This window comes from Pseudomonas sp. GNP014 (genome assembly GCF_054344005.1).
In genome coordinates this window covers 5,970,772-5,991,537 of sequence record NZ_JBTGUS010000001.1, presented here as the reverse complement: position 1 = coordinate 5,991,537, position 20,766 = coordinate 5,970,772, and the positions used below count along the sequence as shown (strand labels likewise).

Below are 20,766 nucleotides of genomic sequence, written 5' to 3'. Positions count from 1 at the left end.
ATCCCTGTGGGAGCTGGCTTGCCAGCGATAGCGGTGGGACAGTCGACATCGTATTGACTGATCTATCGCCATCGCTGGCAAGCCAGCTCCCACAGGGTCTTGTGTTGTGTCAGTCAGGCCGGTTCTGCTTCGGTGGCGTAAGCCTGTTCCAGCAGCACGGTGAAGCGGTTGAACGCATCCAGTGCGCCTTGCTCGACGTCAGCCTCTTCTTCAGCGCTGAACTGCAGCGAATCGAGCGTACGCACAAAGCGCTTCCAGCCTTCGGCACGGCCGCCTTCTGGCTCGCCGAGGTGACGGGCACCGAAGGTTTCGCTCAGCTCCAGCGCGACGGCGCGCTTGATCAGGAACGCCGCGCCGAGCTTTGACCCTTCGGAAACAAACAGCCAGCCCAGGGCGCGGGCCTTGCTCGGGTTGGCCACGGCACCCGCCACTGGCGCCGGGACTTCGGTGTCCAGATCAGCGAGATCAGCCTTGGCCGCTTCCGCGCGGCAACGGGCCGGCAGATCCGGAACGATGGCGCTCAGTTCAGCGTCGTTGTAGAGGTCAACCAGTTCCGACTGGAACAGGTACTGCGCGACCACAAAGCGGGCGAAGCTGGCGCGGGTCTCGAACGGCGCGTGGGCTTTGACCAGGGCGTCGAGCTTGCTGTGCGGCGCGTGGGTGATCTGGTTCAGGCGTTGTGAACGCAGGGCTTTTTCCGAAATGGTCATGACATGTCCTTGATAAAAGAGGCGCTTGATAACGAGACGAACAAGGCAACGTGCAAGCGTAAAAAAACCTCACGGCGCGGTGCCTGAACACACGCCGTGAGGTTGACCGGATCAGATGTCCCAGATCAGGTTGATCGCGAAGTTGCGGCCCGGTTGGGTCAGGCGATCAAGGTTGGCCGGTTGCGTTACCGAAGCCTCGCCGACGCTGTCGTAACCGCGCACGTCATCCCACAGCCAGTACTTCTTGTCGGTCAGGTTGTAGATGCCGCCGCTGACAGTGACGTCGTCGGTGACTTTGTAGTACCCGGCCAGATCAAGAATGCCGAAGCCCGGGGTTTTGAACTGACTGCTGACGCCATCCGGCGACTTGAAGTTGCTGTCGTCGACGCGGTCCTTTTTCTTCACCACGGTCCAGCTCAGCAGGCCGCCGTAGTGGTCCTGGTCGTAACCCAGGCCGAACACGCCGGTCAGCGGATTGACGCTGTTGAGTGGCTCGCCGTTGTCGTTGTTGCGACCGTAGGCGTAGGCGATCGAGCCCTGGGTGTAGAGGCCTTGCGGGGCACCAAACGCATCCAGATTCAAGCGCCCTTTGACTTCCGCGCCCTTGATGGTGGCGTGCTTGATGTTGGCCGACTGGAAGGTCAGTTCGTTGCGGCCCGGGGTCACAGCGTCTTCGTTGATGAAATCGCGGTACTTGTTATAGAACACCGCCACATCGAACGAGCCTTGTTCGAATTGGCCACGCAGACCGGTTTCGTAGCTTTTGCTTTTTTCCGGTTCGAGGTCCGGGTTCGGCGCCACGCTATAACCGGTGGTGGTGTTTTCGAAGCGGCCGTACAGGGCTTTCGCGGTCGGCGTGCGGAAACCTTCGGCGTACTGACCGTACCAGGTGTAGTGGTCGCTCAGGGCGTAGGTCAGGCCGAATTTTGGCGAGACTTTGTGCCAGGTCTTGTTCTTGTCGCTGACCGTGCCCTGGCCGTCAGCCGCCACGGTATTGAGGAATTCCTGAGTGATGTGCGGTTTGAGCTGGGTGTAGTCGTAGCGCAGGCCCGGCAGGAAGGTCCAGTTGTTCCAGCTGATCTGATCCTGAGCGAACACGCTGTAGGTGTTGATGGTCGGGTCCGGGAAATCGGTGGCCTTGGCCAGCACGTCAGCGCTACTGGTCGCACCAATGGCGGTGCAGCCACGACCGACGGCCAGGCACGTGCCGTTGCCGCTGCGCGAGCCGGTGACTTTCTGTTGCTTGATGGTGGTGCCGTAAGTCAGGACGTGATCGGTCTCGCCGATGGCGAAGGCCTTGTCCAGTTGAGCGTCGAACACCCACTGCTTTTCTTCGTAAAGGGTGTCACGGGTGCGCAGCACTTTACGGGTGATCGGGTAGTAGAACTCGGTGGTGCTCTGGTCGGTCTTGGCGATCTGGTGGTTGAGGCTCCACTTCACGTTGTCGACCAGCAGGCTGTCGAGGGCGAACGAGTGTTCGATGCCGAAACGCTCACGGGTGATGGTGTCGTTGCCGGTCCGCCACTGATACATGCCGCCGGGCAGTACGCTATTCGGAATGGTCGGTGCGCCATTGAAGTACGGCCCGCCATAAGCACTTTTCTGATCGGTGTCGCGATCATCCTTGTACTTTTCGTAGGTCAGGCCCAGACGCGCATCTTCGTTGTAGTTCCAGCCGATCTTGGCCAGTACGTTGTAGGCGTTGACGTCTTCCGGGTTGGCGGCGGTGCGTTGCAGACCGGTGCCGTTGTTGCTGCCGTAGGAGTCGGTTTCATGGCCGTCGCGCTGGCTGTAGTGCAGTAAGCCGTCGAACTGCTCGGCGCGACCGGCGACGGTGGCGGATTTCAGCCAACTGTCATCGGCGGAGCTGTAGCCGGTTTTCAGGCGTGCGCCGACGTCCTTGCCGGGCTTGATGATGTCGTCCGGGTCGAGGGTGTAGTAGCTGACGGCGCCGCCGATGGCGTTGCTGCCGTACAGCACCGAGGCCGGGCCGCGAAGGATTTCCACGCGTTTGACGATTTCCGGGTCGACGTAATTGCGCTGGGTCTTGGCGTACGGGCCGTTGAAGAAACCGTCCGGCACTTCGACACCGTCGACTTGGGTCAGGATGCGGTCGCCGTCGATACCACGGATGTTGTAGCCGCTGATGCCGCCGCGCTGGCCGGCACCGCCGACGGACACGCCCGGCTCGTAGCGCACCAGATCCTTGATGGTGTTGACGTTGTTGCGATCCAGATCCTGGCGGGTCTGCACGGTGACAGTGGCCGGCACGCTGTTGACCGACTGTTCCTGACGGGTGGCGCTGATGGTCACCTGATCCAGATTGAGCGTGCCGCTGGCGTTGCGTTTTTCCAGTACGACGTTGTTGTTGCTGATTTTGCGGAAGCTCAGATTGGTCCCCACCAACAGACGCTCCAGGGCTTTTTCCGGTGGCAGCGAGCCACGCACGCCCGGCGAGGACACGCCCTGACCCAGTTCTGCCGGCAAGCCGACCTGCCAACCGGTCACGGCGGTGAAGGCATTGAGCGCCGACACCAGAGGTTGCTGGCCGATCGAGAACGAATAATCACCCATGTTGCGCGCCGGTTGTTCGGTGGCAGCCATCAGCGGTGCAGTGCCGGCCATGAGGATGGCGGCCGTCAGCAGCGACAATACGCGGGAAGGGGAAGCAGTCTGGCGGGTAAGGCGAGAGGACATCGATAGCGCTCCGTGTCGCACGAATCTTTATAGGTGCTGATCCGCATCAGAAGATGCGAATCAATTGCATTGGCTATAACGAGACGAACGGACTTTCGCTATCGAGTAAAAATAATTCTCATTTAGTTCAGGATCACCAGCGCCGGGAATTCCTGCAGGCGCGCCGATGTGATGTGGGCGAGGGAGCGCACTGCGTCCAGTGGCTGGTCGAGGCGATAGTTACCGGTGACGTTGACGTCGGCCAGCTCCTCGTTGGTGTTGATGATCCAGCCCGGGTAGTAGCGGCGCAGTTCCGCCAGGACCTGATTCAACGGGCAGTTCTCGAACACCAGCCGGCCCTGGACCCAGGCCAGGTCGGTGGTGGCATCGAGCTTGGCCGGGCGATCAAAACCGTTGGGGCCGATGCGGATGCTCTCCCCGGCGGACAACCGCACCCGTGCATCGTTGTGGGTGGCGCGCAGATCGACATCGCCACGTTGCACATTGACCTGCGCCACGCCGTCCAGATAACGCACGGCGAACGCGGTGTCGCGCACGCTGGCCTGTACCGGGCCGGCGTCGATTTCCAGTGGCTGAGCACGGTTGGCGGCGACCTCGAAAAACGCTTCACCCTGATACAGCCGTGCTACTCGCTGGCGCTCGTTGATGGTGCTGGAGAATGCGGAGTTGGTGTTGAGCAGCACCTTGGAGCCATCCTCCAGTTGCAGGCGCTGACGCTCGCCGACCACGGTCAGGTGATCGGCCTGGAGGCGCATCGGCAGGTTGCTGAAACTGAACAGGCCGAGGATCAGCACGGCGGCGGTGGCCAATGGTTTCCAGTGCGGACGCAGACGTTTGAGGACAGTGATTTTTGCAGGCTGCGCAGCGAGACTCTGCGCGCATTGCACCACTTGCGGTCCATCCCAGATCGCCTGAGCCTTGGCGAACGCCTCGGCATTCAACGGATCGGCCGCCAGCCAGGCGTGGAACTGCCGGGTCTGCTCCTCGTCCGGGCTGCCGAGCACGATGAGCCAGTCCAGAGCCTGGTCCATTGCACGGGCGGCGTCCTGCGCCGTTGCGGGCGAAGGCGGGCGGTGGGTGTCCGTCACGGTGTGTCCTCGAGCTTTTGCAAAGCAGTTTCAAGTTTCAAGCCGCAAGCTGCAAGCCAGATGCGTGTACTGCTTTTGGTTTTTACTTGGGGCCTGAAGCTTACAGCTTGCCGCTGCTGTCGTGTCGTTCAGCGACACCGATGCAGATCGACATGATCAGCTTGAGTTCCTTCTGCACGGTGCTGAGGGACACGTTCAACTCGTCGGCGATTTCCTGATAGCTGTGCCCGTGCAGGCGGCTGAGGATGAAAATCTGCTGCTGGCGGGGGCTGAGTTGACTGAGGCTCACGTTCAGGCGCTCCAGCAATTGTTCGGCGTGGGCGGCGTCTTCGGCGCTGCTGGCGGGGGCAGCGACGCTGTGCACGACATCCTGCGGCACGTCGTCGACCATGGTCCGCGAGTGAATCTTGCGCGCACGCAAATGATCCAGCGCCAGATTGCGTGCGGTCTGGAAGACAAAAGGTTCGAGGTGATCGACGGTTCGTTCGCTCAACGCCCGCGTCACGCGCAGGTAGGTTTCCTGCAGCAGGTCTTCGGCGGTGCTGTGGTTGTTGACCATCCGTTCCAGCGTACGCAGCAGCGAAGTGCGCTGCGTGAGGAAGACGTGGTGGAAGCGCGACTGACTCACGGGAGGACCTGATCGATTTCAAGCGAATGATAATGCTTATCATCTAGTTGAATGGTCAAGTGTTGATTTCAAATTGAAATCGAAACCCTGTGGGAGCGAGCTTGCTCGCGAAGGCGTAGTGTCAGCCAATTCAACTAGCGACTGACCCACCGCTTTCGCGAGCAAGCTCGCTCCCACAGGGATAGGGGGATTACTTGAGATTACTCGGCGTTGCACAGCGCCAGGCAGTTATCCAGCATGCGGTTGGAGAAGCCCCACTCGTTGTCGTACCAGGCCAGCACCTTCAGCAGTTTGCCGCTGGCTTTGGTGTGGTTGGCGTCGAAGATCGACGACAGCGGGTTGTGGTTGAAGTCGCTGGAAACCAGCGGCAACGTGTTGTAACCCAAAATTTTCGAGTGCTGGCTGGCCGCCTTCATCAGCGCGTTGACTTCGTCGGCGCTGGCTTCCTTTTTCAGCTGCACGGTCAGGTCCACCAGCGATACGTTGATCACCGGTACACGCACGGCCATGCCGGTCAGTTTGCCCGCCAGTTCCGGCAGCACCAGGCCCACCGCTTCAGCGGCGCCGGTCTTGCTCGGGATCATGTTCTGCGTGGCCGAACGTGCGCGGTACGGGTCGGTGTGGTAGACGTCGGTCAGGTTCTGGTCGTTGGTGTAGGCATGAATGGTGGTCATCAGACCGCTTTCGATGCCCAGCTCGCGGTGCAGCACCTGCGCCACGGGCGCCAGGCAGTTGGTGGTGCACGATGCATTGGAGATGATCTGGTGCGACTGGCGCAGAATGTCGTGGTTAACACCATAAACGACGGTGGCGTCGGCGCCTTTGGCCGGGGCCGAGATGATCACTTTGCGTGCGCCGGCCGTAATATGCGCGGCCGCTTTGGCGCGATCGGTAAAGAGACCGGTGCATTCGAACACCACATCAATCTTTTCCGCCGCCCATGGCAGTTCGGCCGGGTTGCGAATCGCGCTGACCGCAATGCGGTCGCCGTTGACGGTCAGACTTTCATTGTCATGCTCGACTTGCGCGTCGAACGTGCCGTGAACGGTGTCGTATTTGAGCAGATGGGCATTGATCGAGCTGTCGCCCAGATCGTTGATGGCGACGATCTGCAAATCCTGTCGATAGCCTTGGGTATACAGTGCGCGCAGGACATTACGGCCGATGCGGCCAAAACCATTGATTGCGATTCGAAGAGTCATTGAACAGCGCCGCCGTCGTTTTGTTGTTGGAATTACAAGATTATTCGCATAAAAATAGAAAACAAGCCTTTTTAGTGGCAATATTTTGTTTTATCTACAACGAGTGACCTGAATCAACTGGTCCGAATGGTCAAAAAAGCCGTCTGTCATTCCAACAACAACGGCGTTTGATCAGCATAGACAATCAGGTCGCCACATCCGTTAGCCTGGAGTTCTACACATGCATCCCCGCGTCCTTGAGGTCACCGAACGGCTTATCGCCCGCAGCCGCGCCACGCGTCAGGCTTACCTTGCACTGATTCGCGGCGCCGCCACTGACGGGCCGATGCGCGGCAAGCTGCAATGCGCCAACTTCGCCCACGGCGTGGCCGGGTGCGGCAGCGAAGACAAGCACAGCCTGCGGATGATGAACTCGGCGAACATCGCCATTGTTTCGTCGTATAACGACATGCTCTCGGCGCACCAGCCATACGAAGTGTTTCCGCAACAGATCAAAAATGCCCTGCGCGAAATCGGGTCGGTCGGCCAGTTCGCCGGCGGCACGCCCGCCATGTGCGATGGCGTGACCCAGGGTGAGCCGGGCATGGAGCTGAGCCTGCCGAGCCGCGAAGTGATCGCCATGTCCACGGCGGTGGCGCTGTCGCACAACATGTTCGATGGTGCGCTGATGCTCGGCATCTGCGACAAGATCGTCCCGGGCCTGATGATGGGTTCGTTGCGTTTCGGTCATCTGCCGACGATCTTCGTCCCGGGCGGACCGATGGTCTCGGGGATTTCCAACAAGGAAAAAGCCGACGTGCGGCAGAAGTACGCCGAAGGCAAGGCGACCCGTGAAGAGCTGCTGGAATCGGAGATGAAGTCCTACCACAGCCCGGGCACCTGCACCTTCTACGGCACCGCCAACACCAACCAGTTGCTGATGGAAGTCATGGGCCTGCACTTGCCGGGCGCCTCGTTCGTCAACCCGAACACGCCGCTGCGCGATGCCCTGACCCGCGAAGCCGCGCATCAGGTCACGCGCCTGACCAAGCAGAACGGCAACTTCATGCCGATCGGCGAAATCGTCGACGAGAAGGCGCTGGTCAACTCGATCGTCGCATTGCACGCCACTGGCGGCTCGACCAACCACACCCTGCACATGCCGGCCATCGCCATGGCCGCGGGTATTCAACTCACCTGGCAGGACATGGCCGACCTCTCCGAAGTCGTGCCGACCCTGAGCCACGTCTACCCGAACGGCAAAGCCGACATCAATCACTTCCAGGCGGCGGGCGGCATGTCGTTCCTGATCCGCGAACTGCTCGAAGCCGGCCTGCTGCACGAAGACGTCAACACCGTGCTCGGCCACGGCCTGAGCCAGTACACCAAGGAGCCGTTCCTCGATAACGGCCAGTTGGTATGGCGTGAAGGCCCGACCGACAGCCTCGACGAAAACATCCTGCGGCCGGTCGCTCGCGCATTCTCGCCAGAGGGTGGCTTGCGGGTGATGGAAGGCAACCTTGGCCGCGGGGTGATGAAAGTCTCCGCCGTCGCGCTGGAAAATCAGATCGTCGAGGCGCCAGCGATGGTGTTCCAGGATCAACAGGATCTGGCAGACGCGTTCAAGGCCGGTTTGCTGGAGAAGGATTTTGTCGCGGTGATGCGCTTCCAGGGCCCGCGCTCCAACGGCATGCCCGAGTTGCACAAGATGACGCCGTTCCTTGGCGTGCTGCAGGATCGCGGCTTCAAAGTCGCGCTGGTGACTGACGGGCGCATGTCCGGCGCGTCGGGGAAAATCCCGGCGGCGATTCACGTCAGCCCCGAGGCTTATGTCGGTGGTGCTTTGGCGCGGGTGCAAGAGGGCGATATCATCCGCGTCGATGGCGTCAAAGGTACTTTGGAACTCAAGGTCGACGCCGCCGAATTCGCAGCGCGCGAACCCGCCAAAGGCCTGTTGGGCAACAACATCGGCAGCGGCCGCGAACTGTTTGGCTTCATGCGTTTGGCCTTCAGCTCGGCGGAGCAGGGCGCCAGCGCCTTCACTTCTGCCCTGGAGACGCTTAATTGAAACTGGCTTTGGTCGGTGACATCGGAGGCACCAACGCGCGGTTCGCGTTGTGGAAAAACCAGCAACTGGAATCGGTTCAAGTGCTGGCCACGGCCGACCATGCCAGCCCGGAGGAGGCCATCAGCCTCTATCTGAGCGGCCTCGGTCTGGCGCCGGGTTCGATCGGTTCGGTGTGCCTGTCGGTGGCCGGTCCGGTCAGTGGCGATGAATTCAAGTTCACCAACAACCACTGGCGCCTGAGCCGTACGGCGTTCTGCCAGACCTTGCAGGTCGAGCAGTTGTTGCTGGTCAATGACTTCTCGGCGATGGCGCTGGGCATGACCCGCTTGCAGCCGGGCGAATTCCGCGTGGTTTGCGAAGGCACGCCGGAGCCGTTGCGTCCGGCGGTGGTGATCGGTCCGGGCACTGGCCTTGGCGTCGGCACGTTGCTGGATCTCGGTGAAGGTCGTTTCGCGGCGTTGCCGGGGGAGGGCGGTCACGTCGATCTGCCGTTGAGCAGCCCGCGTGAAACTCAACTCTGGCAGCACATCCACAACGAAATCGGCCATGTCAGCGCGGAAACCGCGTTGAGCGGTGGCGGCTTGCCACGGGTGTACCGGGCGATCTGCGCGGTGGATGGCCACGAGCCCGTACTCGATACGCCGGAAGCGATTACGGCAGCTGGCCTTGCGGGTGATCCGATTACGCTGGAAGTGCTGGAGCAGTTCTGCTGCTGGCTCGGACGCGTCGCGGGTAACAACGTGTTGACCACGGGGGCACGTGGCGGGGTTTATATCGTTGGCGGTGTGATTCCACGCTTTGCCGATTTCTTCCTCGAAAGCGGTTTCGCCCGCAGCTTTGCTGACAAGGGGTGCATGAGTGATTACTTCAAAGGCATTCCGGTGTGGCTGGTGACAGCGCCGTATTCCGGCCTCGTTGGTGCCGGTGTGGCCCTGGACCAATCAATCCCAACCTGAAATGCAATCCCCCCTGTGGGAGCGAGCTTGCTCGCGAATGCGGAGTATCAGTCAACCCAAATGTTGAATGTAATGACGCCTTCGCGAGCAAGCTCGCTCCCACAGTGGTTCTGTGGTGTTTGTTAGTTTGATGCTTAAGGCATAATCCGCCCCAATTCCAACAACAAGGATGCCTTCGAAGTGAGCTCAGTCAACAAGTCGATATTGTTGGTCGATGACGACCAGGAAATACGCGAGTTGCTGGAAACCTACCTGACCCGTGCCGGGTTCCAGGTACGGGCCACCGCCGATGGTGCCAGTTTCCGCCAGGCCCTTAACGAGGCGCCGAGCGACCTGGTGATCCTCGATGTCATGCTGCCCGACGAAGACGGCTTCAGCCTCTGCCGCTGGGTGCGCCAGCATCCGCGTCAGGCGCAGGTGCCGATCATCATGCTCACCGCCAGTTCCGACGAGGCCGACCGGGTGATCGGTCTGGAGCTCGGCGCTGACGACTACCTCGGCAAACCGTTCAGCCCTCGCGAACTGCAAGCACGGATCAAGGCGTTGCTGCGTCGCGCGCAGTTCGCCCACGAACGCAGCGGTAGTGAAGTGCTGGCCTTCGACGAGTGGCGGCTGGACATGGTCAGCCATCGGCTGTTCCACACCGACGGTGAGGAAGTGATTCTTTCCGGCGCCGACTTCGCCCTGCTCAAGCTGTTTCTCGACCACCCGCAGGAAATCCTCGACCGCGACACCATCGGTAACGCCACCCGTGGCCGCGATCTGATGCCGCTTGATCGCATCGTCGACATGGCCGTGAGCCGGTTACGCCAACGCCTGCGCGACACGGAAAAACCGCCACGACTGATTCGCACCGTACGCGGCAGCGGCTACCAACTGGCAGCCAACGTGGTTGCCGGCAATGGTCACTGAGTCGCTGCGCAAACTTGCCGCCAGGGTGCCGGTGCCGCGTTCGCTGCTCGGGCGGATGTTGCTGCTGACCTTGCTCGCCGTGTTGTTTGCACAGACGTTGTCCAGTGTGATCTGGGTCTCGCAACTGCGCGCCACGCAGCTTGAAGGGCTGGTCACCAGCGCCCGCAGCCTCGCCCATTCGATGACCGCCAGCGTCAGTTACTTCCGCTCGTTGCCGGTGGCTTATCGGCCTCTGGTGCTGGATCAATTGCGCAGCATGGGCGGCACGCGGTTCGTGGTGACGCTTAACGACAAACCGCTGGGCATGGATGTGCTGCCGGTCACCCCGCGCAAGGCTGCGGTGATGAAAGCGGTCGATGAAGTGCTGCGCCAGTCGCTGGGCAATGACACCGATATCTCGGTGACCTTCGTCAGTCCTGAAGATCTGCGCATCTTCAATGCCGGCCTGAAGCTCGACGAACTGCCACGCTCCTGGGCGCATTACGCGCTGACCCTGGAACCGGTGAACCCGCCAGTGCTGGTCACGCAGATCCAGATGGCGCCGGGCGAATGGCTGTACATCGCCTCGCTGTTGCCTGAGCCCTACACCAGTCTTGAAGAACAAGGTCTGCCGGCGCAGCAGGTATGGTTCATCGTGCTCACCAGCGGCTTTTTGCTGTTGTTCATTGGTCTGCTGGTGCACTGGCAGAGCCGGCCGCTCAAGCGCCTGGCGCGGGCGGCGCGGGATCTGTCGCTGGGCGCCGACGTCGAACCGGTGGCCGAGGGCGGCGGCAGCGAAGTGGTGGAAGTGGGCCGTGCGTTCAACACCATGCGCGAACGTATCAGCCGCTACCTGACCGAACGCAGCCAGTTGTTCAGTGCGATTTCCCATGATCTGCGCACGCCGATCACCCGCCTGCGCTTGCGCGTCGAGCTGCTGGAGGACGAGCAACTGCAAGCCAAGTTCGGCCGCGATCTGGATGAGCTGGAGTTGCTGGTCAAAGGCGCATTGCAGTGCGTGAAAGACACCGATATCCACGAAAACATCGAGCCGGTGGACCTGAACCATGTGCTCGACTGCCTGGTGGAACCGTATCTGGCGCCCAACGGCAATGGCCGCGTGACCCAGCAAGGCAAGGCGCTGGCGACGTATCCGGGCAAGCCTTTGGCGCTGAAACGCTGCATCGGTAACCTGATCGACAACGCGTTGAAATACGGGCAGAACGCTCATCTGCACATCGACGACGATGAGCGCGCGTTTGTCCTGCACGTCGACGATGAAGGCCCGGGTGTGCCGGAGCAGCGGCTGGAGCAGGTGTTCGAGCCACACTTTCGTCTGGCGGGGCAGCAGCAGGGTTATGGTCTGGGTTTGGGTATTGCGCGCAACATCGCCCATAGCCATGGCGGTGAGGTGACGTTGCAGAACCTGCGTGAGGGTGGGTTGCGCGTGACCCTGCAACTGCCGCGCTCGGTGGATTAGCTCAAAAGAGCCCCTCACCCTAGCCCTCCTCCCAAAGGGAAAGGGGACTGATCGGGGGATGCTGCAGAGATACGCCGACCTGACCGTACAGCGCCGAATCCATAATCGGCTCGGTATTTCAGGTCGGCGGAAAGCTTGTTACACGCCGGTTGGCTGCCTCTCCCTCCTCCCAAAGGGAAAGGGGACTGATCGGGGGATGCTGCAGAGATACGCCGACCTGACCGTACAGCGCCGAATCCATAATCGACTCGGTATTTCAAGTCGGCGGAAGCTTATTACACCTCGGTTGGCTGCCTCTTCCTCCTCCCAAAGGGAGAGGGGACTGATCGGGGGATGCTGCAGAGATACGCCGACCTGACCGTACAGCGCCGAATCCATAATCGGCTCGGTATTTCAAGTCGGCGGAAGCTTACTACACCTCGGTTGGCTGCCTCTCCCAGGGTGGGGTGAGGGGGCTGAGCGCGTTGTTCATTCGAATTGCGCCGACCTGATGCATTGAGTCGATTGTGGATTCGGTACAGCACTTTCAGGTCGACGTAACTCTTCAGTATCGTGCGGTCGGCCCCCTCTCCCTCCGGGAGAGGGCTGGGGTGAGGGTTGCTCTTTGTCACGGATCAGTGACAAAAACCGCCCCCTTCGTTACAAGCCCATCCCGACCCGTTGTTTAGACTGCCCGCAGTCATAACAACAAAAAAGGCCACCCATGGATCTCTTCCACCCAGGCTTCAGCAGTTGGCTGAACGCCCCTGCCCACCAGCAATGGCTCGCCGACGAAGGTCTGCGCCTGCTGGCATTCGCCAAGGCTTCAAAGCTGCCTGAAGGTTTCGGCAACCTCGACGAACGCGGCCGTCTGCCAGCGCACGCGCAAGCCGAAACCATGAACACCGCGCGCATGACCCACAGCTTCGCCATGGCCCACATTCAGGGCCTGCCGGGTTTCGCCGAACTGGTCGATCACGGCATCGCGGCCCTGCGCGGCCCGTTGCGTGATGCACTGCACGGCGGCTGGTTTGCGGTCGCCGAACACCGCGACGGCAATACCGGCAAGAACGCTTATCTGCATGCCTTCGTCGCGCTCGCGGCCAGCTCTGCAGTGGTCGCACAGCGTCCCGGCGCCCAGGCCTTGCTGGATGACGCCATCGACATCATCGACACGTATTTCTGGAGCGAAGAAGAGGGCGCCATGCGCGAATACTTCAATCGCGACTGGAGCGAAGAAGAAGCCTATCGCGGTGCCAACAGCAACATGCACGCGACTGAAGCGTTCCTTGCATTGGCCGATGTCACCGAAGATCCGCGCTGGCTGATCCGTGCACAACGCATCGTCGAGCGGGTGATCCACGGTCATGCTGCCGCCAACGGGTACATGGTCATCGAGCACTTCGACCGCGATTGGCAACCGCTGCGCGACTACAACCTCGACAATCCCGCTGACGGTTTCCGCCCTTACGGCACCACGCCGGGCCACGGTTTCGAATGGGCGCGGCTGTTGCTGCACCTCGAAGCGGCGCGGGTTCAGGCCGGCATGCTCACACCCGGCTGGCTTGCCACTGATGCGGCAAAACTGTTCGAGAACAACTGCCGCCACGGCTGGGACGTCGATGGCGCGCCGGGGATCGTCTACACCCTCGACTGGGACAATAAATCCGTGGTGCGCCATCGCCTGCACTGGACGCACGCAGAAGCCAGCGCCGCCGCCAGCGCGTTGCTCAAACGCACCGGCGATGCGCAATACGAAGCCTGGTACCGACTGTTCTGGGAATTCTGCGAAAACCATTTCATCGACCGCTGCGACGGCAGCTGGCACCACGAACTCAATCCGCAAAACCTGCCCAGTGCCGATATCTGGCCGGGCAAACCCGATCTGTACCACGCCTGGCAAGCCGTGCTGATCCCTCGTCTACCCTTGTCGCCGAGCATGGCGACTGCGCTGGCGCAGTTGTCCCAGAGCTGTCCTGTGTAACCATGTGGTGACATTCGCGCGTCCCTTCGTTACCTGCGAGGGGAAACGTCCTGTTTAAACTCCTATGCAGCGCAAGCACCAGACTTGCAATGCATAACAACAAGAAAGGTACATCTCAGATGAATGCGATTTCTCGCCTCGCTACTGTCATTTCTGTCGCCTCCCTGTTCCCGCTCGCAATTCTGCCTCTCAGTGTTTCCGCTGCCGAATCCAAAGGTTCGGTGGAAGTCGTGCACTGGTGGACGTCCGGTGGCGAAAAAGCTGCCGTTGATGTGCTCAAGGCCCAAGTCGAAAAAGACGGTTTCACCTGGAAAGACGGCGCTGTCGCCGGCGGTGGCGGTGCCACGGCCATGACCGTGCTGAAAAGCCGTGCCGTGGCTGGCAACCCGCCGGGCGTCGCCCAGATCAAAGGCCCGGACATCCAGGAATGGGCGTCGACCGGCCTGCTTGACACCGACGTGCTCAAAGATGTCGCCAAGTCGGAAAAGTGGGACAGCCTGCTCGACAAGAAAGTCTCCGATACCGTGAAGTACGACGGTGATTACGTGGCCGTGCCGGTGAACATTCACCGCGTCAACTGGCTGTGGATCAACCCGGAAGTATTCAAGAAAGCCGGTATCGCCAAAGCCCCGACCACCCTCGAAGAATTCTACGCCGCTGGCGATAAGCTGAAGGCAGCGGGCTTCATTCCGCTGGCTCACGGCGGTCAGCCTTGGCAGGACAGCACCGTGTTCGAAGCCGTTGTGCTGTCGGTCATGGGCGTTGATGGCTACAAGAAAGCCCTGGTCGATCTGGACAACAAGGCGCTGACCGGCCCGGAAATGGTCAAGGCGCTGACCGAGCTGAAGAAAGTCGCGACCTACATGGACGTCGACGGCAAAGGCCAGGACTGGAACCTGGAAGCGGCCAAAGTCATCAACGGCAAGGCCGGCATGCAGATCATGGGTGACTGGGCCAAGTCCGAATGGACCGCTGCCAAGAAAGTCGCCGGCAAGGACTACGAGTGCGTAGCGTTCCCGGGCACCGACAAGGCGTTCACCTACAACATCGACTCCCTGGCGGTGTTCAAGCAGAAAGACAAAGGCACTGCGGCTGGTCAGCAGGACATCGCCAAAGTCGTGCTGGGTGAAAACTTCCAGAAAGTCTTCAGCATCAACAAAGGCTCGATCCCGGTGCGTAACGACATGTTGAACAACATGGAGAAACTCGGTTTCGACTCCTGCGCGCAGACCGCGGCCAAGGACTTCCTGGCGGATGCCAAGTCCGGCGGCCTGCAACCAAGCATGGCGCACAACATGGCGACCACGCTGGCGGTGCAGGGCGCGTTCTTTGACGTAGTCACCAACTACATCAACGACCCGAAAGCCGACCCTGCCGATGCGGCCAAGAAACTGGGCGCGGCGGTTCAGTCGGCTAAATAAGCCATAGCGGCAAGCTGCAAGCTGCAAGTCAGAGCGCTGCCCTGCTTATCTTGCAGCTTGAAACTTGTAGCTTGTAGCTGCTCTTTTCTTTTTTATGGATTTCCCCATGAGTTCTGTTGCTGTGTTCAGCAAAGCCTCGCCGTTCGATGCACTGCAGCGCTGGCTACCGAAACTGGTGCTGGCGCCGAGCATGGTCATCGTGCTGGTTGGCTTCTATGGCTACATCCTGTGGACGTTCGTGCTGTCGTTCACCACCTCGACGTTCCTGCCGAACTACAAGTGGGCCGGCCTGGCGCAATACGCCCGGCTGTTCGACAACGACCGCTGGTGGGTGGCGAGCAAGAACCTCGCGGTGTTCGGTGGCATGTTCATCGGTATCACGTTGGTGATTGGTGTGCTGCTGGCGGTGTTCCTCGACCAGCGTATCCGTCGCGAAGGCTTTATCCGCACCATTTACCTGTACCCGATGGCGCTCTCGATGATCGTCACCGGTACCGCGTGGAAATGGCTGCTCAACCCGGGCATGGGCCTGGACAAATTGTTGCGTGACTGGGGCTGGGAAGGCTTCCGTCTGGACTGGCTGATCGACCCGGATCGCGTGGTGTACTGCCTGGTGATCGCCGCAGTGTGGCAAGCCTCGGGTTTCATCATGGCGATGTTTCTCGCCGGCCTGCGCGGTGTCGATCAGTCGATCATCCGTGCTGCACAGATCGACGGCGCGAGCATGCCGACCATCTACTGGAAAGTGGTGCTGCCCAGCCTGCGTCCGGTGTTCTTCAGTGCGGTGATGATCCTCGCCCACATCGCCATCAAGAGCTTCGACCTGGTCGCGGCGATGACCGCAGGGGGGCCGGGTTATTCCTCCGACCTGCCGGCGATGTTCATGTATTCCTTCACCTTCAGTCGCGGCCAGATGGGCATGGGCTCGGCCAGTGCGATTCTGATGCTCGGTGCGATCCTCGCGATCATCGTGCCTTACCTGTACTCCGAGCTGAGGACCAAGCGTCATGACTAGTCTCGCTGCCAAACCTGCCATCAGCCTGAGTCGCATCGCGATCTACGCGGTGCTGATTTTCGCCGTGTTCCTGTACCTGGTGCCGCTGGTAGTCATGCTGCTGACCAGCTTCAAGACCCCGGAAGACATCAGCACCGGCAACCTGCTGAGCTGGCCGACCGTGGTCAGCGGTATCGGCTGGGTCAAGGCCTGGGCCACGGTTGACGGTTACTTCTGGAACTCGATCAAGATCACCGTGCCGGCCGTAATCATCTCCACCGCCATCGGTGCGTTGAACGGTTACGTGCTGTCGATGTGGCGCTTCCGTGGTTCGCAGTTGTTCTTCGGGCTGCTGTTGTTCGGCTGCTTCCTGCCGTTCCAGACCGTGCTGCTGCCGGCCTCGTTTACCCTCGGCAAGATGGGCCTGGCGAGCACCACCACCGGGCTGGTGTTTGTTCACGTGGTTTACGGCCTGGCGTTCACCACGCTGTTCTTCCGTAACTACTACGTGAGCATTCCCGATGCGCTGGTGAAGGCTGCACGTCTGGATGGCGCGGGTTTCTTCACGATCTTCCGCCGCATCATTCTGCCGATGTCGACGCCGATCATCATGGTCTGCCTGATCTGGCAGTTCACCCAGATCTGGAACGACTTCCTGTTTGGTGTGGTGTTCTCCAGCGGTGATTCGCAACCGATCACGGTGGCGCTGAACAACCTGGTCAACACCAGCACCGGGGCCAAGGAATACAACGTTGATATGGCAGCGGCGATGATCGCCGGGCTGCCGACCCTGCTGGTCTATGTGGTCGCAGGCAAGTATTTCGTGCGCGGGCTGACGGCCGGCGCAGTCAAGGGGTAATCATGGCAACGCTCGAACTTCGCAACGTCAACAAGACCTACGGTGCCGGCCTGCCGGACACCCTGAAGAACATCGAACTGTCGATCAAGGACGGTGAGTTCCTGATCCTGGTCGGCCCGTCGGGCTGCGGCAAGTCGACCCTGATGAACTGCATCGCCGGTCTGGAAACCATCAGCGGCGGCGCGATCATGATCGGCGATCAGGACGTCAGCGGCATGAGCCCGAAAGATCGCGACATCGCCATGGTCTTCCAGTCCTACGCGCTGTACCCGACCATGAGCGTGCGCGAGAACATCGAGTTCGGTCTGAAAATCCGCAAGATGCCACAGGCGGCGATCGACGAAGAAGTCGCGCGCGTGGCCAAGCTTCTGCAGATCGAACACCTGCTGAATCGCAAGCCTGGTCAACTTTCCGGTGGTCAGCAGCAGCGTGTGGCGATGGGCCGTGCATTGGCGCGGCGGCCGAAGATCTATCTGTTCGACGAACCGCTGTCCAACCTCGATGCCAAGCTGCGGGTCGAGATGCGCACCGAAATGAAACTGATGCACCAGCGTCTGAAAACCACCACGGTCTACGTGACCCACGACCAGATCGAAGCGATGACCCTGGGCGACAAAGTGGCGGTGATGAAGGACGGGATCATCCAGCAATTCGGCACGCCGAAAGAGATCTACAACGACCCGGCCAACCTGTTTGTGGCGAGCTTCATCGGTTCGCCGCCGATGAACTTCATTCCGCTGCGCCTGCAGCGTAAGGACGGTCGTCTGCTGGCGCTGCTCGACAGCGGCCAGGCCCGTTGCGAGTTGCCGATGGGCATGCAGGACGCCGGGCTTGAAGATCGCGAAGTGATCCTCGGCCTGCGCCCGGAACAGATCGTGCTGGCGAATGGCGAAGGCAATGGTTTGCCGAGCATCAAGGCTGAAGTGCAAGTCACCGAACCGACCGGTCCGGACACCCTGGTGTTCGTCAACCTCAATGACACCAAGGTCTGCTGCCGTCTGGCACCGGACGTGGCACCGCAGGTGGGCGAAAGCCTGACGCTGCAATTCGATCCGTCGAAAGTGCTGTTGTTCGATGCCAAGACTGGCGAGCGTCTGGGCGTTGCGGGCCAGGCGCAGGCCGAAGCGCGGTCGGCGAACGTCGCGCAATTCAAGGGGCGCTGAGGACCAAATGTGGGAGCGAGCTTGCTCGCGAAAGCGGTGTGTCATGCAACACATGTATCAACTGACATAAAGCCTTCGCGAGCAAGCTCGCTCCCACAAAGGAGCACGCGGTGGATGGCCTGTTATCCATCGCACTTTATGTAAACCGCGTTAGATAAAAACAGTTAATAACAATAAAGACGAGGATGTAGGGATGAAAAAGAAACACGTCAATGCCCGCTTGATCTGCCAAGTGTCAGCGGCAGCAGCACTGGTGCTGGCCGGCAATGCAATGGCGGCCGATGCGTTCAGCTCCGATTCCAAGTGGATGACCGGCGACTGGGGTGGCGAGCGGACCAAGCTGATCGAGCAAGGTATCGACATCAAGGCGGACTACGTCGGGGAAGTCGGTGGCAACCTGCACGGCGGCTACAACGACGACAAGACGGCGCGTTACGCTGACCAGTTCGGTCTGGGCGTGGCACTGGATCTGCAAAAACTCTGGGGCTGGGACAACACCCAGGCGAAGATCCAGCTGACCAACCGTAACGGCTACAACATCTCTAACGATCGCGTGGGCGATCCGCGTGCCGGCACCTTGTCTTCCTCGCAGGAAGTCTACGGTCGTGGCCACATGGTGCGTCTGACCCAGTTGTGGATTCAGCACCAGTTCTTCGACAACAAGCTCGACGTCAAGGCCGGTTACTTCGGTGAAGGCGAAGACTTCAACACCTTTCCGTGCGACTTCCAGAACCTGGCGTTCTGCGGTTCGCAAGTGGGTAACTGGGCGACCAACATCTGGTACAACTGGCCCGTCAGCCAGGCCGCGATCCGCGTGAAGTACAACATCAACGACGAGCTCTACGCGCAAATCGGTGCATACAACCAGAACCCGTCGCAGCTGGAACACGGCAACGGCTTCAAACTCAGCGGCAGCGGCACCAAAGGTACCGTTCTTCCTGTCGAGCTGGTCTGGTCGCCGAAGGTCAACAGCCTGCCGGGCGAATACCGCGTCGGTTACTACAAGAGCACTGCTGATGCCAGCGACGTTCGTGAAGACGTCAACGGTTTCGACGCTGCTACTACTCGCGACGCGTACAAAACCCACAGCAGCAAAAGCGGCTACTGGTTCGTGGCGCAACAGCAACTCACCAGCCACAACGGCGACGCTTCCCGTGGTCTGAACATCGCGGCCAACGCCACTTTCCACGACAAGGACACCAACTTCATCGACAACTATCAGTCGGTGATGTTTGTTTACAAAGGTCCGTTCGACGCGCGTCCGAAGGATGACGTCGGTATCGGCGCGGCGCGTATCCACGTCAACGATGACGTGAAGAAAAACGCTGAACTGCTGAACGTTTCCAACGGTGTGTCGGATTACGACAATCCGGTGTTCTCGCCAATTCGCGAAACCGAATACAACTACGAGATCAACTACGGCTTCCACGTCACCAACTGGCTGACCGTACGTCCTAACCTGCAGTACATCACTCACCCGGGTGGTGTGGATGAAGTGGACAACGCTTTGGTCGCCGGCCTGAAAATTCAGTCTACGTTCTGACGCGTCTGCGATAAGCTCCTCTCTATGTGCGCATATTTGCGGACAGCGGGGGGGCGTTCTCAATTGTTTTGCCCGGCGCGGTGGGAAAAACAATTGAGAACGCCCCCTAGGCTGTCCGCTTTTTTTTGAGGGCTGGCGCAGCCCGTAACAGATGAATTCGGAACCGTGGCCAATGCATGAGCATCCGCTGCAACGCTTCTTCAAATCCCTGCGTGAACAACCGGTGTTCGCCTGGGAGCGCTATCAGATGCGCGACGTGTTGGTGATTGATCATCCGCTGTGTCAGGCGGTGTTCAGTCGTCAGGGCGCGCAGTTGCTGCACTTTCAGCCACGCGGGCAAAAGCCGTGGTTATGGTGTGCGGCGAAGTGGCCGCACGTTGGCGCCATCCGTGGCGGCGTGCCGGTGTGCTGGCCGTGGTATGGCCGCCATCCGAGCGAAAACGCCTGGCCGTCCCATGGTTGGGCGCGGCTGCTCGACTGGAAACTGCTCGACAGCAGCAGCGCCGAGGATGGCGTGCGCCTGCACTGGCAATTGCAATTGTGCGACTGGCAGGTCGACCTGCACGCGCACCTCGGAGAACGCATGGAGTTACGCCTGAGCACTGAGCATCAGGACGACATGCCGTGCCAGTTGAGCCAGGCGTTGCACGCTTACTGGCGTATTGGCGATGTCGGTGAGATAGCGCTGTCTGGCCTCGAAGGCGCGCAGGGTTATGACCAGTTGAGTCGCCAGTCTTGTCAGCAGGAAGGCGAGTTACGCGTCGATGGCGGCTGCCAGCGTGTGTTCCAGCACGACGGCGAATTACAGCTCAAGGATCACGCCTGGCAGCGCGAGTTGTGCATTGATACCGGTGACAGCGGCGACACGGTGGTCTGGCATCCTGGAGCGCGGCCGTTGTTGGGCGTGAGCTGGGATGAGATTTCCGAGTTTGTCTGTGTTGAAGCGGCGGCGGGTGGGACTGACAGCTTGCATCTGGCGCCGGGGGAGAAGGCGCATTTGAGTTTGCAGGCGTGGGCGGCGGCTTGAGTGTGTCAGTCACATCGTAGCCCCTCACCCTAGCCCTCTCCCGGAGGGAGAGGGGACCGAATGGGGGATGCTTAAGCGTTACGCCGACGTGAAAGTG

Annotated in this window: 16 protein-coding genes; 11 read left to right on the top strand and 5 right to left on the bottom strand. The window is 60.5% G+C overall.

All coding sequences use genetic code 11. From position 1 onward, the window contains the following. Positions 1–113: 113 nt before the first annotated feature. The 5 genes from ACXX9E_RS27015 to gap all read right to left on the bottom strand — a co-directional run bounded on the left by ACXX9E_RS27015 (position 114) and on the right by gap (position 6,325). A complete protein-coding gene (locus ACXX9E_RS27015) occupies positions 114–710 on the bottom strand; it encodes a biliverdin-producing heme oxygenase (protein WP_458556476.1) in 597 nt (198 codons plus the stop codon). 111 nt (positions 711–821) lie between these two features. Then, entirely contained in the window at positions 822–3,407 is a 2,586-nt protein-coding gene (locus ACXX9E_RS27010) for a TonB-dependent receptor (protein ID WP_458556475.1), read from the bottom strand. A 122-nt stretch (positions 3,408–3,529) separates the two neighbouring features. Further along, positions 3,530–4,495, bottom strand: coding sequence for a FecR family protein (locus tag ACXX9E_RS27005; protein WP_123467158.1), 966 nt, complete (start codon positions 4,493–4,495; stop codon positions 3,530–3,532). Between the two features lie 100 nt (positions 4,496–4,595). Further along, positions 4,596–5,123: an RNA polymerase sigma factor gene (locus tag ACXX9E_RS27000; RefSeq protein WP_128614658.1), complete on the bottom strand. Its 528-nt coding sequence runs from the start codon at positions 5,121–5,123 to the stop codon at positions 4,596–4,598. 200 nt (positions 5,124–5,323) lie between these two features. Continuing rightward, a complete protein-coding gene (gap, locus tag ACXX9E_RS26995) occupies positions 5,324–6,325 on the bottom strand; it encodes a type I glyceraldehyde-3-phosphate dehydrogenase (RefSeq protein ID WP_123467154.1) in 1,002 nt (333 codons plus the stop codon). Between the two features lie 220 nt (positions 6,326–6,545). Between gap and edd the strand changes: the two genes are divergently transcribed. From edd to ACXX9E_RS26940, 11 genes are all read left to right on the top strand, one after another. Continuing rightward, a complete protein-coding gene (gene edd / locus ACXX9E_RS26990; RefSeq protein WP_267799138.1) occupies positions 6,546–8,372 on the top strand; it encodes a phosphogluconate dehydratase in 1,827 nt (608 codons plus the stop codon). Next, positions 8,369–9,328, top strand: a complete 960-nt coding sequence (locus ACXX9E_RS26985) for a glucokinase (RefSeq protein ID WP_458556474.1) — start codon at positions 8,369–8,371, stop codon at positions 9,326–9,328. Before edd ends, ACXX9E_RS26985 begins: the two co-directional genes overlap by 4 nt. 180 nt (positions 9,329–9,508) lie before the next feature. Next, positions 9,509–10,240, top strand: coding sequence for a response regulator (locus tag ACXX9E_RS26980; protein WP_123467146.1), 732 nt, complete (start codon positions 9,509–9,511; stop codon positions 10,238–10,240). Beyond that, the gene (locus tag ACXX9E_RS26975) at positions 10,230–11,699 is read left to right on the top strand and encodes an ATP-binding protein (protein ID WP_128616502.1); all 1,470 of its coding nucleotides are present in this window, start codon (positions 10,230–10,232) and stop codon (positions 11,697–11,699) included. Before ACXX9E_RS26980 ends, ACXX9E_RS26975 begins: the two co-directional genes overlap by 11 nt. Before the next feature lie 703 nt (positions 11,700–12,402). Further along, positions 12,403–13,662 carry a D-mannose isomerase gene (locus ACXX9E_RS26970; protein ID WP_458556473.1) on the top strand — a complete coding sequence of 420 codons (1,260 nt, stop codon included), beginning with the start codon at positions 12,403–12,405 and terminating at the stop codon, positions 13,660–13,662. 119 nt (positions 13,663–13,781) lie between these two features. Next, positions 13,782–15,083, top strand: coding sequence for an ABC transporter substrate-binding protein (locus ACXX9E_RS26965; protein ID WP_186746667.1), 1,302 nt, complete (start codon positions 13,782–13,784; stop codon positions 15,081–15,083). 106 nt (positions 15,084–15,189) lie between these two features. Beyond that, positions 15,190–16,098, top strand: coding sequence for a carbohydrate ABC transporter permease (locus ACXX9E_RS26960; RefSeq protein WP_123467138.1), 909 nt, complete (start codon positions 15,190–15,192; stop codon positions 16,096–16,098). Next, positions 16,091–16,936 carry a carbohydrate ABC transporter permease gene (locus ACXX9E_RS26955; protein ID WP_042607262.1) on the top strand — a complete coding sequence of 282 codons (846 nt, stop codon included), beginning with the start codon at positions 16,091–16,093 and terminating at the stop codon, positions 16,934–16,936. The genes ACXX9E_RS26960 and ACXX9E_RS26955 overlap by 8 nt, the downstream gene beginning before the upstream one ends. Before the next feature lie 2 nt (positions 16,937–16,938). After that, a complete protein-coding gene (locus tag ACXX9E_RS26950) occupies positions 16,939–18,099 on the top strand; it encodes an ABC transporter ATP-binding protein (protein WP_123467136.1) in 1,161 nt (386 codons plus the stop codon). Positions 18,100–18,292: 193 nt separating this feature from the next. Further along, positions 18,293–19,642, top strand: a complete 1,350-nt coding sequence (locus ACXX9E_RS26945; RefSeq protein ID WP_123467134.1) for a carbohydrate porin — start codon at positions 18,293–18,295, stop codon at positions 19,640–19,642. A gap of 172 nt (positions 19,643–19,814) precedes the next feature. Then, the gene (locus ACXX9E_RS26940) at positions 19,815–20,669 is read left to right on the top strand and encodes a D-hexose-6-phosphate mutarotase (protein ID WP_222832218.1); all 855 of its coding nucleotides are present in this window, start codon (positions 19,815–19,817) and stop codon (positions 20,667–20,669) included. The last annotated feature ends 97 nt before the right edge of the window (positions 20,670–20,766 follow it).

Excerpts from the sequence above, each read along its gene's own strand:
- ACXX9E_RS27015 (WP_458556476.1), bottom strand. The coding sequence starts at position 710 with ATGACCATTTCGGAAAAAGCCCTGCGTTCACAACGCCTGAACCAGATC.
- ACXX9E_RS27010 (WP_458556475.1), bottom strand. The coding sequence starts at position 3,407 with ATGTCCTCTCGCCTTACCCGCCAGACTGCTTCCCCTTCCCGCGTATTG.
- gap (WP_123467154.1), bottom strand. The coding sequence starts at position 6,325 with ATGACTCTTCGAATCGCAATCAATGGTTTTGGCCGCATCGGCCGTAAT.
- edd (WP_267799138.1), top strand. The coding sequence starts at position 6,546 with ATGCATCCCCGCGTCCTTGAGGTCACCGAACGGCTTATCGCCCGCAGC.
- ACXX9E_RS26975 (WP_128616502.1), top strand. The coding sequence starts at position 10,230 with ATGGTCACTGAGTCGCTGCGCAAACTTGCCGCCAGGGTGCCGGTGCCG.
- ACXX9E_RS26970 (WP_458556473.1), top strand. The coding sequence starts at position 12,403 with ATGGATCTCTTCCACCCAGGCTTCAGCAGTTGGCTGAACGCCCCTGCC.
- ACXX9E_RS26965 (WP_186746667.1), top strand. The coding sequence starts at position 13,782 with ATGAATGCGATTTCTCGCCTCGCTACTGTCATTTCTGTCGCCTCCCTG.
- ACXX9E_RS26960 (WP_123467138.1), top strand. The coding sequence starts at position 15,190 with ATGAGTTCTGTTGCTGTGTTCAGCAAAGCCTCGCCGTTCGATGCACTG.
- ACXX9E_RS26955 (WP_042607262.1), top strand. The coding sequence starts at position 16,091 with ATGACTAGTCTCGCTGCCAAACCTGCCATCAGCCTGAGTCGCATCGCG.
- ACXX9E_RS26950 (WP_123467136.1), top strand. The coding sequence starts at position 16,939 with ATGGCAACGCTCGAACTTCGCAACGTCAACAAGACCTACGGTGCCGGC.
- ACXX9E_RS26945 (WP_123467134.1), top strand. The coding sequence starts at position 18,293 with ATGAAAAAGAAACACGTCAATGCCCGCTTGATCTGCCAAGTGTCAGCG.
- ACXX9E_RS26940 (WP_222832218.1), top strand. The coding sequence starts at position 19,815 with ATGCATGAGCATCCGCTGCAACGCTTCTTCAAATCCCTGCGTGAACAA.